Below are 15663 nucleotides of genomic sequence, written 5' to 3'. Positions count from 1 at the left end.
ACGATAGGCCGTTATAGCGCGGGCCTTCAGCCCTTCAACGCTTTCGCGCGCCGGAAACTGGAGCGTTGCCCCAGGCTGCTATAGAACGTACCTTTGGTGCTTTGAATAGGCACGCTTATTGCAGGAGACACTCAGCAACCGAGAGCCTGTCCAAATAGATCATCAAGCTTTTCTCCTGGAGTTCTTACGGCATCGGTTGAGACCTGTGCTTTGGACTTGAGGATAAACCGGGCGCCATCCCAGGCGTAACGATAGACGGCCATCCGGCTTGGCCCTAGGTAGTGGACGTCATGCTCCTGATAGCGCTCCGATGTCACGGTCAACACTGTGCTTCCTGCTCTTGTATAAAGAAAAGCTCCGCCTCGTGTGTCGTAATCTGGGATGGCTGAAGTCAGTTGAGTGACGCGGCCATCTACCTCTCCGAAGAGCGCCGGTTTATAGCGGCAGTCTGAGCCCCCTGGGTACTTCGCCATCACAATGAGCAGAGGATCGGGAAGCCCCTGACGATGAAAGGCGACCACATACTCTTCGAGCAAGTGGTGCTGCGGGTCACCTTTGTCGACAATCTCCCGCCAGTCCTCTCCCTCACCAATCACTGCATCCAACAAGGTTTCATGCTTGTCCAGGGAACGAAAAAGAACATGGGGATTTTTGCCCTGTTCTACCTTTGTAAGGATCTCAACCTTCCCCTGTCTCGGAAATGCAACGGTGATGGACTTGTATGACGAGTCACTCGCTTGCAATAAAACGAGAACGAGAATAGTCAAACGGAGCATAGTGCCTCAACAATGGAGAGCCATTGGGCCGCTGGCAGCTAGTCGTCCAAAACTGCTCGCGGAAGCCATCCCTTCTCTCCAGGGAGAATCGTCGCAGAGTATGGTGTCCAGACGATTCCGCCGAATAAAATAGGAACTCTTCTAACTCTGAGTTGAGTGAAGTCCAGACTGAACTGTCGCAGATCCGCCGCCAGATAGTTATATCCTTTCATCTCTGGCTGCAAACTGTTAAAAAAGTTACGATCTCTCCACATTCGTTTTCTTGAAAAATCCGGATGGTCCGTCCGGTATATCTCATAGTCATTGGCAAAGATGCTGATTCTCGTAATGTGGCGAGCAAGGATAGGAGAGCAGTAGAACTGTAAAAACGCGTGATCAAGATCATGCAGTGTGCTCAATGGGCTCTTTCCGTCAAACGAGCCACCCGCTTCTAAGCGGTTCAGTTGGCCATAGCGCCACAGAAAAGTTTGGTTAATACCTGTCACCGGAGCATTTTTCCAAAGCATGCTCTGATGCCCTCGAACCATGCCAAGTCCGCCATTTGCAACTCGATTAAAGCCTCCTATCAAGATGCTTTGTGGCTCTGGCCTTTTGGATGTTGCAGTGAGTTGAGCGACGAAAGCGTAGTCTCCCAGTTGTTCCAAATTCATATCCTGATCCAGTTTCAGGACAACGAATATCCCTTCGAGCTGGTTCGACCAGTCATGGACAAATACCTCGGTGATATTCGGCTTTGCATCTAGGGAGGGGTTTGACTGCAAACTTTGAGGGGTACGGGATGAGTTTTCCGTGTGGCGAATCCACCCGTCAAGCAGGAAGCCGAGCAAGCCCACGCACAAGCTAGAACCAACGGCTAATGCCACCCTCTTTTTGAGGGTCGCACCTTCGAATTCGGTTAATAGGAATTTTAGCCAGATGAGGATAGGTGCTAGAACGAAACAGAACCGGGCAATGATGAACTGATCTTTGAGAGATAACGCTCCGATTCCCGCTGAAAAGATGATTGCCGAAGTCCATCCGATTACGGACCAACTTGCAAGCCGCGTTCCGATCGGCAAGGGGCTCGACAATATCTCCTCCCTTTCCGATTCATACTCACGACGAATTCTTCGTTCCAGTTTTGCTTTACTCTCTCGTCCCATCCGTGATCAAGGATAAGAAAATTGCAAGGTGGGCACCAACAAAAAATGGCAGGGCGTAAGCCCTGCCATTTTTTAGCTTTGCTCGCGAAGCGAGCCGTTCGCCGACCGCGAAGGTCACTCGGCGGCGAGTTCTTCCTGTTCGCCTTCCATGCGCATTGCCTCGAGCTCGCGCTCTTCGGCGTCGTGCGCTTCCTGAACTTCCTGCTGGATACGGGCGGCTGCTTCTTCCAGCTCCGGAGAGAGCTGGACGTTGCGGTAGTACTCCATGCCCGTACCGGCCGGGATCAGGCGGCCGACGATGACGTTCTCCTTCAGACCGCGCAGGTTGTCGATAGCTCCATTGATCGAAGCCTCGGTGAGTACGCGCGTGGTCTCCTGGAAGCTGGCTGCGGAGATGAAGCTCTCCGTCGACAGCGACGCCTTGGTGATACCGAGCAGCAGCGGGCGGCCGATTGCCGGACGTCCACCGTTGGCGATGGCCTTGTCGTTCTCCTCGCGGAAGCGGAACTTATCCACCTGCTGTTCCAGCAGGAAGTTGGTATCGCCCACATCCTCGATCTTCACCCAGCGCAGCATCTGACGAACGATGGTCTCGATGTGCTTATCGGAGATAGCCACACCCTGCAACCGGTAGACTTCCTGGATCTCGTTCACCAGGTAGATCTGCAGTTCGCGCTCGCCCAGCACGGCAAGAATGTCGTGCGGGTTGAGAGGACCGTCCATCAGCTGATCGCCGGCACGAAGGCGCTCGCCTTCCTGCACGTTGACGTGGATACCGCGCGGGACGGAGTACTCACGCTCCTCCCCGTTGTCGCCGGTGACGTAGATCTTGCGCTGACCCTTGGTAACATCGCCGAACCGGACTGCGCCATCGATCTCGCTGATGGTGGCCGTTTCGCGCGGCTTACGGGCCTCGAAGAGTTCCACAACACGCGGCAGACCGCCGGTGATGTCCTTCGTACGGGTCGACTCACGCGGAATCTTCGCGAGCACATCGCCCGGGAAGACCTCATCGCCATCAGCCACCATAAGGTGCGAGCGCGAAGGCATGAGGTACCGCTTGTTCGCCTTGTCGGACTTGATGAGCAGCGTGGGCTGACGCTTTTCGTCGGGAGCGTCCGTAACCACCAGGCGCGACAGGCCGGTGACTTCGTCCACTTCTTCGTTCAGCGTGATGCCTTCCTGCAGGTCCTTGAACTGCACCGTACCACCAACCTCGGTGACGATGGAGAAGGTGTACGGATCCCACTCGCCGAGGGTGGCGCCGAGCTCGACATGCTGGCCGTCCTCAACACGCAGCTTCGCGCCGTAGAGGATTACGTAGCGCTCCTTCTCGCGGCCCTTCTCGTCGAGGATAGCGATCGAACCCGAGCGGTTCATGGCAACCAGGCCACCGTCCTTGGAGCGGACCGTGTTCAGGTTGATGAAGCGAACCGTACCGGGGTTCTTGGCGTCGAGGTGCGACTGCTCGTTGACGCGCGATGCCGTTCCACCGACGTGGAAGGTACGCATCGTGAGCTGCGTTCCAGGCTCACCGATGGACTGTGCCGCGATAACACCGACGGCCTCACCCATCTCAACCATCTTGCCCGAGCCGAGGTTACGGCCGTAGCAGAGCTGGCAGGCGCCGCGGCGCGATTCGCAGGTGAGCACCGAGCGGATCTTCACGCGCTCCACGCCGGCGGCCTGGATTGCGGAAGCCTTGTCCTCGTCGATCTCCTGGTTCACTTCGACAATGATGTTGCCCTCGAAGTCCTTGAGCTTCTCGAGCGAGACGCGGCCGATGATACGGTCACGCAACGGTTCGATGGTCTCACCGGCTTCGATGATCGGGGTCACGTAGATACCCTCAACGGTGCCGCAGTCGTTCTCGCTGATGATCACGTCCTGCGCCACGTCGACCAGACGGCGGGTCAGGTAACCCGAGTCAGCGGTCTTCAGAGCGGTATCGGCCAGACCCTTACGTGCGCCGTGCGTCGAGATGAAGTACTGCAACACGGTCAGACCTTCACGGAAGTTCGCCGTGATGGGGGTTTCGATGATTTCGCCCGAGGGCTTGGCCATCAGACCGCGCATACCCGAGAGCTGACGGATCTGCTGCTTCGAACCACGAGCGCCCGAGTCGGCCATGATGTAGATCGGGTTCATGGCGCCTTCCTTATCGGCGCGCTTCATGTTGCCGAACATCTCATCGGCCACCTTTTCGGTGATTCCCGACCACAGCTGGATGACCTTGTTGTTACGCTCGCCGTTGGTGATCGCGCCGTCCAGATACTGCTGCTGCAACGCGATGACCTGCTTTTCGGCATCGTGCACAACGGTGTACTTCGAGTCCGGGATGACCATGTCGTCAAGACCGACCGACAGACCCGAACGCGTTGCGTACTGGAAGCCCAGCTCCTTGATGCGGTCCAGCGCCTTCACCGTGGTCTCGAGACCGAGGTTCAGGTAGCTGTAGTTCACCAGCTGGCCAATGCCCTTCTTCTTCAGCAGGCCGTTCACGTACGGCATGCCGTCAGGCAGAGCGTCGTTCAGGATGGCGCGGCCCACGGTGGTGGAGATGTACTGCTTGTTGTACTCCACCGGCTCAGTGTGCAGCAGGTCCTGATCGTCGTACGCGGACGTCATGTCGAGCACGGCACCGGAGTAGCGCAGACGGATCGGCGACAGCGTTTCGACTTCGCCGGCGTGCAGGGCCATCAGCACCTCTTCGATGTTGCCGAAGGTGCGGCCTTCGCCCCTGGCGCCGACCTTGGACTTGGTCAGGTAGTACAGACCAAGCACCATGTCCTGCGTCGGCACCGTGATCGGTGCGCCGCTGGCGGGCGAAAGGATGTTATGCGACGCGAGCATCAGCACGCTGGCCTCGACCTGAGCTTCAGGCGAGAGCGGGATGTGCACGGCCATCTGGTCGCCGTCGAAGTCCGCGTTGAAGGCGGTGCAGACCAGCGGATGGATCTTGATGGCCTTACCTTCCACCAGCACGGGCTCGAAGGCCTGAATGCCGAGGCGGTGCAGCGTTGGAGCGCGGTTCAGCAGCACCGGATGGTCCTTGATGACCTCTTCCAGGATGTCCCAAACGATAGCGTCCTGCAGCTCGACCATCTCCTTGGCCTGCTTGATGGTGGTGCAGTGACCGGTCTGCTCCAGACGGTGATAGATAAAGGGCTTGAAGAGCTCAAGCGCCATCTTCTTCGGCAGACCGCACTGGTGCAGCTTCAGCTCAGGACCGACCACGATAACCGAACGGCCGGAGTAGTCCACACGCTTACCGAGCAGGTTCTGACGGAAGCGGCCCTGCTTACCCTTCAGGGTGTCAGAGAGCGACTTCAGCGGACGGTTGTTCGCGCCACGCAGCACGCGGCCGCGACGGCCGTTATCGAACAGCGCGTCTACCGCTTCCTGCAGCATGCGCTTTTCGTTGCGGACGATGACCTCAGGAGCGTGCAGGTCCATCAGCTTCTTCAGACGGTTGTTACGGTTGATCACGCGGCGATACAGATCGTTCAGATCTGAGGTCGCGAAGCGTCCGCCATCCAGCGGCACCAGAGGACGAAGCTCGGGCGGGATCACTGGAATCACATCCAGGATCATCCACTGCGGCTTGTTGTCGCTCTTACGGAAGGCCTCAACCACCTTCAGGCGCTTGGCGTACTTCAGCTTCTTCTGGAGCGACTGCTCCTGCTTCATGCGCTCACGCAGCTCGATGCCGAGCTCGTTGATTTCAACGCGCTTGAGCAGCTCCTTGATCGCCTCGGCGCCCATCATGGCCTTGAAGCCGCTCGGACGATACTGCTGGTCGAGCTCGCGGAACTTGGCCTCGTCCTTGATGATTTCGCGCTCCTTCACCGGAGCGTCGCCTGGATCGATCACGACATATGACTCGAAGTACAGCACGGCTTCGAGCTCGCGGAGCGAGATGTCGAGCAGGTGGCCGATACGCGAGGGCAGGCCCTTGAAGAACCACACGTGCGAGCAGGGCGAAGCCAGCTCAATGTGGCCCAGGCGCTCACGGCGGACCTTGGACAGTGTGACCTCAACGCCGCACTTGTCGCAGATTACGCCGCGGTGCTTCATGCGCTTGTACTTGCCGCAGAGGCACTCCCAGTCCGTGATCGGACCGAAGATACGGGCGCAGAACAGGCCGTCGCGCTCAGGCTTGAAGGTACGGTAGTTGATGGTCTCGGGCTTGGTAACTTCGCCGTGCGACCAGCTGCGGATCTTCTCCGGGCTGGCGAGCGAGATACGGATAGCGTCGAAGTCCGTGATGGGACCAGTCAGTTCAAAAGGGCTGGAGCGGAACATAATCTTCAGTCTCCGTGGCAGTGAGCCCAACTTCCTCTCACTGTCTTTGGTTTCACTTCACTGCGGTCACTTTTGGCGGACCACGTTGCCGGTACTTACCAGATCTTGAGCGGGTGGGCGATCACCTTTCGGTGACCGCCACCTTCGTTAGTCGGCCGCCGCGATTGCAGGCACAGGAGCCTTCTTGCCGTCGAGCTTGATGAGCTCAACATCAAGGCAGAGCGACTGCAGTTCGCGGATAAGCACATTGAACGACTCGGGCACGCCAGGCTCGATCGCAGCTTCACCCTTGACGATGGCCTCGTAGATCTTGGTACGGCCATAGACGTCGTCAGACTTGGCGGTGAGCAGCTCCTGCAGGATGTAAGCAGCGCCGTATGCTTCCAGCGCCCACACTTCCATTTCGCCGAAGCGCTGTCCGCCGAACTGCGCCTTACCACCGAGCGGCTGCTGGGTGATGAGCGAGTACGGTCCGATCGAGCGAGCGTGGATCTTGTCGTCGACCAGATGCGACAGCTTGAGCATGTAGATGTAGCCCACAGTCGCCGGCTGTTCGAACGCATCACCAGTCATGCCGTCAAGCAGTTGCGACTTGCCCGAGCTGGGCAGGCCGGCTGACTTGAGCAGAGCCTTGATCTCACTTTCGCGAGCGCCGTCGAAGACCGCGGTGCCGAACCAGATACCACGCTTCATACCGGCGGCGACGCGCATGGTCTGCTCGTCGTCGAGGTCCAGAAGCTGGTTCAGAGCGGCTGTGCCTTCAAAGCGCGCCTTGAAGATCTCGCGAACCTCAGCGGCGTCCTGGGCCTTCTTGGCCAGCTCCGCCACCTGCTCGCCGAGCGTATGCGCGGCCCAGCCGAGGTGCGTCTCGAGGATCTGTCCCACGTTCATACGGGACGGTACGCCGAGCGGGTTGAGTACGATCTCCATCGGGGTGCCATCAGGCAGATACGGCATATCCTCTTCGGGGAGGATACGGGCGATAACACCCTTGTTGCCGTGACGGCCTGCCATCTTGTCACCGACCGAAAGCTTACGCTTCATGGCGATGTAGACCTTGACCAGCTTGATGACGCCCGGAGGCAGCTCATCGCCCTTCTGCAGCTTGCCGATCTTCTCGTTCGTGATCTTGCGCAGAACGTCGATCTGACGGGAGGTCATCTCCTCGATCTCATCGATCTGCTCGTTGACGCGCGGATCCTTGTCGTTGTAACGGATACGCTTCAGGTTACGCGTCGAGATCAGCTCGATGGTCTCGCGGTTCAGGATGTCGCCCTTCGAGAGCAGCTTCTTATTCGTGCGCTCGTCGTGCAGATCAGCCTGGACTTCCTTGCCGCCAAGGATGTTCTCAAGGCGCTTCAGACGCTCGTCGGTCAGAATGCGGATTTCGTCGCCGAGGTTCTTCTCCAGCTTCTCAATCTGCTCCTGCTCGATGGCCTTGGCGCGCTCGTCCTTCTCCTGGCCCTTGCGGGAGAAGATGCGGACATCAACGACCGTACCTTCAATGCCCGGAGGGCAGGTGAGCGAAGCGTCACGAACATCGCCGGCCTTCTCACCGAAGATGGCGCGCAGCAGCTTCTCTTCCGGAGTGAGCTGAGTCTCGCCCTTCGGCGTGACCTTGCCGACCAGGATGTCGTTGTGGCCGATCTTGGCGCCGATACGGATGATGCCCGACTCATCGAGATCACGCAGAGCGTGCTCGCTGACATTCGGAATATCACGCGTGATCTCTTCCGGTCCAAGCTTCGTGTCGCGGGCCTCGATCTCGAACTCCTCGATGTGCACCGAGGTGTAGTAGTCCTCACGGACCAGCTTTTCAGAGATCAGGATCGCGTCCTCGAAGTTGTAACCGCGCCACGGCATGAAGGCCACCAGCACGTTACGTCCAAGACCAAGCTCGCCCTGCTCCGTGCAAGGACCGTCAGCGATGACCTGTCCCTTGAGAACACGGTCGCCCTTACGGACCACCGGCTTCTGGTTGATGCAGGTGTTCTGGTTCGAACGCTTGAACTTGATGAGCTGGTAGATGTCCGAACCAACCTCACGCGAGAGCTGTGTCGGATGATGCTCACCCTCAACGCGGATGATAATGCGCTCGGAGTCGACCGAGTCGACGAGACCGTTACGCTTGGCCAGGATGACGGCGCCGGAATCGCGGGCGGTGACACCCTCCATACCGGTACCGACCAGCGGAGCCTCGGCGACCAGCAGCGGCACAGACTGGCGCTGCATGTTCGCTCCCATCAGGGCGCGGTTCGCGTCGTCGTGCTCAAGGAACGGCACCAGCGATGCGGCCACGGAGACAAGCTGCTTCGGCGAAACGTCGATGTAGTCGACCTCAGCCTTCGGAACCAGGACGAAGTTGCCCTGACGGCGGGCATTCACCAGATCTTCCTGGATAATGCCGGCAGCGTCCAGTTCGATGTTCGCCTGTGCGATGGTGTGACGGTCTTCTTCCCAGGCCGAGAGGTAGAAGCTGAAAGGCTCAACCTCGAGCGCGCGCTTCTTATCCTTCTTCAACTGCTCGATCAGCTTGTGTGACTCGCTGATCTCGAGCACGTCGCCCACGCGCAGACCCGACTCGCCGCTGTTGGTCACAGCGACGTAGTCCAGCACCCGCGAGTCCTTCACCTTGCGGTAAGGCGACTCGATGAAGCCGTACTCGTTGATGCGGGCAAAGCAGCTCAGCGAGCTGATCAGACCGATGTTCGGACCTTCCGGCGTCTCGATCGGGCAGATACGGCCGTAGTGCGTCGGGTGCACGTCGCGGACTTCGAAGCCCGCGCGCTCACGCGACAGACCGCCCGGCCCAAGGGCCGACAGACGGCGCTTGTGCGTGATTTCTGACAGCGGGTTGGTCTGGTCCATGAACTGCGAGAGCTGCGACGATCCGAAGAACTCGCGAATGGCAGCCATCACCGGCTTCGCGTTGATCAGGTCGTGCGGCATCGCGGTCGACATCTCCTGGTAGACCGACATCTTTTCCTTGATGGCGCGCTCCATACGGACCAGGCCGATGCGGAACTGATTCTCCATCAGTTCGCCCACGGCGCGGACGCGGCGGTTGCCAAGGTGATCGATATCGTCCACCGCGCCGATGTTCTTGCGCAGCTTCAGCAGGTAACGGATGGTGCCGTAGAAGTCCTCGGGCGTAAGAGTGCGCTTGTCGAGCTCAGTGGCATCTGCGTTCTCATACAGCTTGATGTTGAACTTCAGACGGCCTACGCGCGAGAAGTCGTACTTGCGCGGGTCGAAGAACATGCCCTCGAACAGAGCTGTAGCGGTGTCCAGCGTCGGCGGGTCGCCCGGACGCAGCTTGCGGTAGATCTCGATCAGAGCCTCTTCCGGCTTTCGGACAGAGTCACGCTTCAGCGTGTTGGTGATGATGTTGCCCACATCATCGCGCTCCGGGAAGAAGACCTCGATGCTGGTCACACCCGACTGCGCGATCTTATGCAGCTTGTCGGTGGTGATCTCCTGGTTGGCCTCGTAGAGCAGCTCGCCCGTCGTCAGGTCGACAACGTCAGCGGCAAAGATCGACGCGTCGAACTCGGCGGTCTCAACCTCAACGTCAGCAACCTTGCCGGCGCGGATCTGCTTCAGGATCGAGGGGGAAACCTTGCGGTTCGGATGAGCGACATCGTTGCCGTCCACCTTCACCACGCCCGCCGGCTTCGAACCCAGCAGGTTGGTGGCGCCCTCTTCCTTCACCTTCCAGAAGAGCTTCTGGTCGCGGACGTTGATGGTGTCCACGGTGTAGAAAGTCTTCAGGATCTCTTCGTCCGTACGCAGGCCGAGAGCGCGCAGGAAGATGGTGCCCAGGAACTTACGCTTACGGTCGATACGGACATACAGAATGTTCTTCTGGTCGTACTCGAACTCGACCCAGCTTCCGCGGTAGGGAATGATCTTGCCCAGGAAGTAGGTACGGTTGTTCGCGGTCTCGAAGAAGACACCGGGCGAGCGGTGCAGCTGCGAAACGATTACGCGCTCGGTGCCGTTCACGATGAAGGTGCCGTTCGCCGTCATCAGCGGAATATCGCCGAAGAAGACTTCCTGCTCCTTCATATCGCGCAGAGTCTTGGCGCCGGTGTCCGGATCCTTGTCGTAGATCTTCAAGCGGATGGTCACCTTCAGCGGAGCGGAGAAGGTCATGCCGCGCTCTTCGCACTCAGCCTGGTCGTACTTCAGCTGCAGACCGACAGGGTCACCGCACTTGGTGCAGAAGTCGGGGGTGTTCTTGTTGTAGGTTCCGCAGAAGGTACAAAGAACATCGCCCGGGTGGAACGGGTCGGTGATCACCATGTGGCCGCAGTTAACGCAGGCCGTACGCAGGTGATTCAGACCCTTGAGGTAACCGCACTTGCACTCCCAGTTGCCGATGGAGTAATCGACAAACTCGAGTTCCGAGACGTTCCGGAAATCGGTGATCGGAAAGACAGACGTAAAGACCGACTGCAGGCCGTTATCTTCACGCTCCTGCGGCAGCTTATCCATCTGCAGAAAACGCTCATAGCTGCGACGCTGGACCTCGATGAGGTTCGGGATCTGAATAGCGGTAGGGATTTTGGAAAAGTCGAGACGGCTACGGACCGCGCGCAATTCGCTGGACATCGTGTGTTTGCTCCTGACTTCGTGCCTTCCGAGGCCTCCGGTCGACTTTGCGGTGCATCTAACCCGCAAATGCCTTCCGAAGGGGCGGCGGACTCAAGCTTCTGAGATTCCGCCCGGATGTTTGCGCTGTTCAGACCGCCCGTCCTCGGTTGCCGGACTGGTCCATGCGCAGGATGCTGCGCCGAAGTGGCGAAACTTCGGCATTGAAACCTGAATTTTGTTGGCTGCCCGGCAGTGAATTCTGCTATAACAAGCGCGAGCAGCGCAGAGAAACGCTATCTGCTGCCCTGATGCAAAGACGGCAAAACGCCCTTAGAGACGACGAGTCCCAAGAGCGCAACGACCGGCTTGTGCACTAGCTGAATCTTTTCGATGTAAATATCTGCCGCCTGCTTCCCGCTCGCCCTTCCGAAAGCTTTTGCCGCGAATGATTACTGCTCGGGGTACCATGCCGGTGCGCTCGCCGCTGACGCATTCTGCATGACCGGTCCTTGGTGGGCCGGGAGTAAATCCTGATCTTGTCGAGTATCGGTGAGACCGGAAAGTCGTCGCGAACCCATCTGCCCCGTTACGCACACCCAGGCAGGAGCGGGTCTCCTCATCCACAGAGGATACCGCTTCCACCTTGGAAGTGCAAGTGCTGGGTGCGAGCCGAAATCCGCCTCACAGACGAATCTCCGGGCCGTAGCCCGGAGCCCGCCAGAACCCTTCGCCCGAAGGCGAGAAGTTACTTGATCTCGACAGCCGCGATGCCTTCGAACTTCTTCGCAACGGCAGCCGCTTCGTCCTTTGAAACGTTCTCCTTCAAAGGCTTCGGAGCGCCGTCGACCAGATCCTTGGCTTCCTTGAGGCCCAGGCTGGTGACTTCGCGTACAGCCTTGATGGTGTTGATCTTGTTCGCGCCGGCTTCCTTCAGGATGACGGTGAACTCGGTCTTCTCTTCGGCCACGGGAGCAGCAGCACCCGCACCGGCGCCGGCGACGACCACAGGGGCCGCGGCTGCCGCGGAGACGCCGAGGCGCTCCTCAAGCTTCTTGACGAGAGCCGCCGCGTCGAGCAGGCTCAGGCTAACGATCTGATCTTCCAACTGCTGAATGTCCGCCATGTTATTTCTCCAGTACTTCTGAACTTGAAATTTTGCTTACTGCTTACTACTCGCCGGAGCCCACTTCCACTCCGGTTGCCATCCTCGGCAGGCTCCGATGCGCCCAGACAAGCGCCCCGCCGCGATAGCGAAACTTGATTCATGCCAGCGAAACTTGCTTTACGCCAGCGAAAGTTGTTTTACGCGCCTTCGGCCGGAGCCTCAGTCGCAGCCGCTTCGGCCTGAACGTCCGGCTCCACTGCGGCAACTGCCGCCGGGGCCTCAGCCGCAGCCGATTCGGCCTGAACGTCCGGCTCCGCCGCGGCAACTGCCGCCGGGGCCTCAGCCGCGCCGCCAAACTTGCCCTTCTCGACGCCCTGGTTGATCACAACCGCCAGGTCGCGGCCGGTCGCATTGATGACCGTCGCCAGGCGCTGTGCCGGAGAGTTGATGAGGAAGAGCAGCTTCGAGAAGATCTCTTCCTTGCCGGGCAGGCTGGCCAGATCGCCGATCTCGGCAACCGTGATCACCTTGCCGTCGATAATGCCCAGCTTGAAGGTGAACTCAGCATTGTCCTTGACCCAGGTCGAGAGCGCCTTCGCCAGAGCGACCGGATCGCCCTCGGTATAAGCAACCGAGCTGACGCCCTTCAGACCCTGCAGTGCAGCCTCAATCTTGGTGCCGGCGGCCGCCTTCGGGGCCAGTTTGTTCTTGATAACGTGATACTTGCCGCCCGCCTCGCGGATGGTCTTGCGGAGCGAGAAATCCTTGCCCGCCGTCAGACCCGAGAAGGTGCCGACGATCGCCGAGGTAGAGTTGGCCAGATCCTTCGTGAGGAACTCGACCGTTGCGTGCTTCTTTGCCTTGGACACTGCCATGGTGAAAAATCCTTTGTGCCGGCTCAATCCCGGCGAGAATTCATAAGCCGCTGAACAGCGGCGAAAACCTTATGCCTTGCCGGCTGCGTCGATCACCGACGAATCCAGCTGAACTCCGGGGCCCATCGTGGAGCTGACATAGGCAGCCTTCACATACTTGCCCTTGGCAGCAGAAGGCTTCGCCTTCACCACAGCGGTGATCACGGTCATGGCATTCTCAACCAGCTTCTGCTGATCGAAGGAGAGCTTGCCCACCGGGACGTGCACGAGTGCCGTCTTGTCGGCGCGGAACTCAACCTTACCCGCCTTGATCTCCTTGATCGCGGCAGCAACATCGGTGGTTACCGTTCCGGTCTTCGGGTTGGGCATCAGGCCCTTAGGACCGAGCACCTTACCGAGGCGGCCGACCGACTTCATCATGTCGGGCGTCGCGATCAGGGCGTCGAAATCGGTCCAGTTTTCTTTCTGAATCTTCTCCACCAGCTCTTCGCCGCCGAAGAAGTCAGCGCCGGCCTGCTCTGCATCGCGCAGACGGTCGCCGCTCGTAATGACGGCAACACGCTTGGTCTTACCCAGACCATGCGGCAGAACCACGGTGCTGCGGACCATCTGGTCAGCGTGGCGGGTATCAACGCCCAGACGCATGGTCAGATCGACGGTCTCGTCGAACTTGGCAAACTTGACCTTCTGCAATAGGGAAACGGCGTCTGCGAGATTGTAAGGGCGGGGCTCTACGGCCGCGCGCGCCTTCGCGACATTCTTGGAAAGCTTCTTAGCCATCGACTGTAATCCTTCTTGAGTCTCCCACCGCACGAACCCTTGGGTGAACCGGGCTGATCTGTTGCTTCTGCCCGCTAGAAGCCAGAGGATTTTTTGCTCGTCTGGCTTAGGTTCACCCGCCGCGACCTTGTTTCTCGCGGAACCGCCCCTGAAATTGCTGGTACGACAACTGCTGGATGGGGTCGGTCGTTCGGCCGTGGTACATGTGCCACGGACCTATGGTCCGGGCACTTTTACGAGTATGGTGGAAAATTTCCGGGGTGTCAACATTCGCGGAAGCGCAAACGTCTCGAAAACCCGCGTCATTGCACTACTTTTGGGGCACAAGACGTTGGATGTCCCAGAGAAGATGGGCATTACGCCGACGTGGATCCATTATCCAGGTGGCATCCACTATCCCGGGTAACGAAGGGTGCCCCATATCTGCGAAGCAGATGTGGGTATATCGAGCGAAGCTCGATCCGTCCTTTAGCGAGCGACGACGGATTAAATCCTCCCCGCCGTGCTCCCTCCGACCGATATCTCCGCGCCGTACAATCGCGCTTATGCCGGACGCGTTCCACCTAAGGCACCGCGTGACCTTCTCGGCCGAGACGGCTCAGGAGACCCTGCGCCAGTTGCCGGAATCAGCCGGCGTCCTGGCCCTGCGCGGAGCCGATGAGACCACGCAGCCCTACCTGACCAAGGCCGCCAATCTTCGCCGCCGCGCCGCCCGCCTGCTCGCCCCAACCGAAGGACAGACCCGCCGCCTGAACCTGCGTGACCGCGTCGCCTTCGTCGAGTGGACCACCGCCGGCAGCGACTTTGAGAGCCTGCTCTGCCTCTACCAGGCCACCGCCGCCTTTTTCTCCCTCCCGGAGGCCCGCAAACGCCTCAAGCTCTTCGTTCCCTATACCGTCCGCTTCGCCGCCGAAAACGCCTTTCCCCGGGTCTATGTCACCAACCGGCTTGCGAAAAAGGCCCTGAACGAGACCTATGGCCCCTTCCCCTCACGCGCCGCAGCCGAGCGTTACACCGACGCCATGCTCGATCTCTTCAAGCTGCGCCGCTGCTGGGAAGAGCTTGAACCCTATCCGGAGCACCCAGGCTGCGTCTACGGCGAGATGAAGAAGTGCCTCGCCCCCTGCCAGGAGCGCTGCACACCGGAGCAGTACTCCGACGAGTCCGCCCGCGTCCGCGCCTTTCTGGAGACCGGTGGCCGGTCCCTCCTGGCCGCCGTTGCCCAGGAGCGTGACGACGCCTCGGCCGCGATGGAGTTCGAGCGCGCCGCCGAGCTTCACACCCGCTGGCAAAAGGTGAAGTCCGCCTCCGATCTCGCTCCCGAACTGGTCACCGCGCTACCCCGGTTGCACGCAGTACTGCTGCAGCCCTGCGGAGAAGGCGAGGTCGCTGTCTTTCTGGTTCACAGCGGCTGCCTCGCCGGTCCCGAGATCTTCACCACGCGCGACATCCGCGCCGCCCGCGCCCAGGAAGAGACGGGAAGCTCCCTCTTTGCCCAGCCGTTAATGCTGCAACCCGTTGCCCTGGAAGGTGAGTCCGAAGCCGCCGGACCGGAAGACCGTCTGCGCGATCTGCTGCAGCGCCTTCAGGAGCGCGCTAAAACACCCACCGACATGGCACTGCTGGGCGACCATCTCGCCCTCTTAAAACGCTGGTACTACCGGCCGGAGAAGTCCCGCACCGGGCGTATCTTCTTTGCCGACAAGGACTGGCCATGGCGCCGCATGCTGAACGGCGCGGCCGCGCTGGGGAATCGTGGGGTGGCTGCCTCAGAGCCCGTCGCCTAAGTCGACCGCCCATGCATTGGGTGCCCCATCCATCCCAACGCGATGGGTGGGATATCGCGCTATGCGCGATCATGTTTCCAGAGTGCGATTGTGCCCACTTGGTTCGAGCTTTGCTCGAATCTCCCACCCATCGCGTTGCGATGGATGGGGCACCTGTGATGTTTCAAGAGGTTGTTGTCCATCCGTTTGTATCTGGAGATTCTGTTTGTGACGAGCAAATAGAAGTTTCCGGAGGAACGGATGGACTATCACTATCATGCCCGATTGACGGCCCGATTGACGGTGCATGGTCGAAGA

Annotated in this window: 8 protein-coding genes; 1 reads left to right on the top strand and 7 read right to left on the bottom strand. The window is 59.5% G+C overall.

The window, feature by feature from the left end; translation table 11 throughout:
* Positions 1-131: 131 nt before the first annotated feature.
* The 7 genes from AB4Y89_RS23405 to rplA form a co-directional block, all read right to left on the bottom strand.
* Complete coding sequence (locus AB4Y89_RS23405; RefSeq protein ID WP_442303361.1) at positions 132-605, bottom strand: hypothetical protein; 474 nt, start codon at positions 603-605, stop codon at positions 132-134.
* Positions 606-814: 209 nt separating this feature from the next.
* A complete protein-coding gene (locus AB4Y89_RS23400) occupies positions 815-1834 on the bottom strand; it encodes a hypothetical protein (RefSeq protein ID WP_442303360.1) in 1020 nt (339 codons plus the stop codon).
* A gap of 198 nt (positions 1835-2032) precedes the next feature.
* Entirely contained in the window at positions 2033-6223 is a 4191-nt protein-coding gene (rpoC, locus tag AB4Y89_RS23395) for a DNA-directed RNA polymerase subunit beta' (RefSeq protein ID WP_442303359.1), read from the bottom strand.
* 147 nt (positions 6224-6370) lie between these two features.
* The gene (rpoB, locus tag AB4Y89_RS23390) at positions 6371-10837 is read right to left on the bottom strand and encodes a DNA-directed RNA polymerase subunit beta (RefSeq protein WP_442303358.1); all 4467 of its coding nucleotides are present in this window, start codon (positions 10835-10837) and stop codon (positions 6371-6373) included.
* A 727-nt stretch (positions 10838-11564) separates the two neighbouring features.
* Positions 11565-11942: a 50S ribosomal protein L7/L12 gene (rplL, locus tag AB4Y89_RS23385; RefSeq protein WP_442303357.1), complete on the bottom strand. Its 378-nt coding sequence runs from the start codon at positions 11940-11942 to the stop codon at positions 11565-11567.
* Positions 11943-12121: 179 nt separating this feature from the next.
* Positions 12122-12799 carry a 50S ribosomal protein L10 gene (gene rplJ, locus AB4Y89_RS23380; RefSeq protein ID WP_442303356.1) on the bottom strand — a complete coding sequence of 226 codons (678 nt, stop codon included), beginning with the start codon at positions 12797-12799 and terminating at the stop codon, positions 12122-12124.
* Between the two features lie 69 nt (positions 12800-12868).
* Positions 12869-13579 (bottom strand): 50S ribosomal protein L1, encoded by a 711-nt coding sequence (rplA, locus tag AB4Y89_RS23375; RefSeq protein WP_442303355.1) that lies wholly within the window; start codon positions 13577-13579, stop codon positions 12869-12871.
* A gap of 575 nt (positions 13580-14154) precedes the next feature.
* Between rplA and AB4Y89_RS23370 the strand changes: the two genes are divergently transcribed.
* A complete protein-coding gene (locus AB4Y89_RS23370; protein ID WP_442303354.1) occupies positions 14155-15366 on the top strand; it encodes an excinuclease ABC subunit C in 1212 nt (403 codons plus the stop codon).
* Positions 15367-15663 lie beyond the last annotated feature (297 nt).

It is taken from the genome of Terriglobus sp. 2YAB30_2, assembly GCF_052114765.1.
In the GTDB taxonomy this organism is placed as follows: Bacteria; Acidobacteriota; Terriglobia; order Terriglobales; family Acidobacteriaceae; genus Terriglobus.
This window is presented reverse-complemented; position numbering and strand designations above follow the sequence as displayed.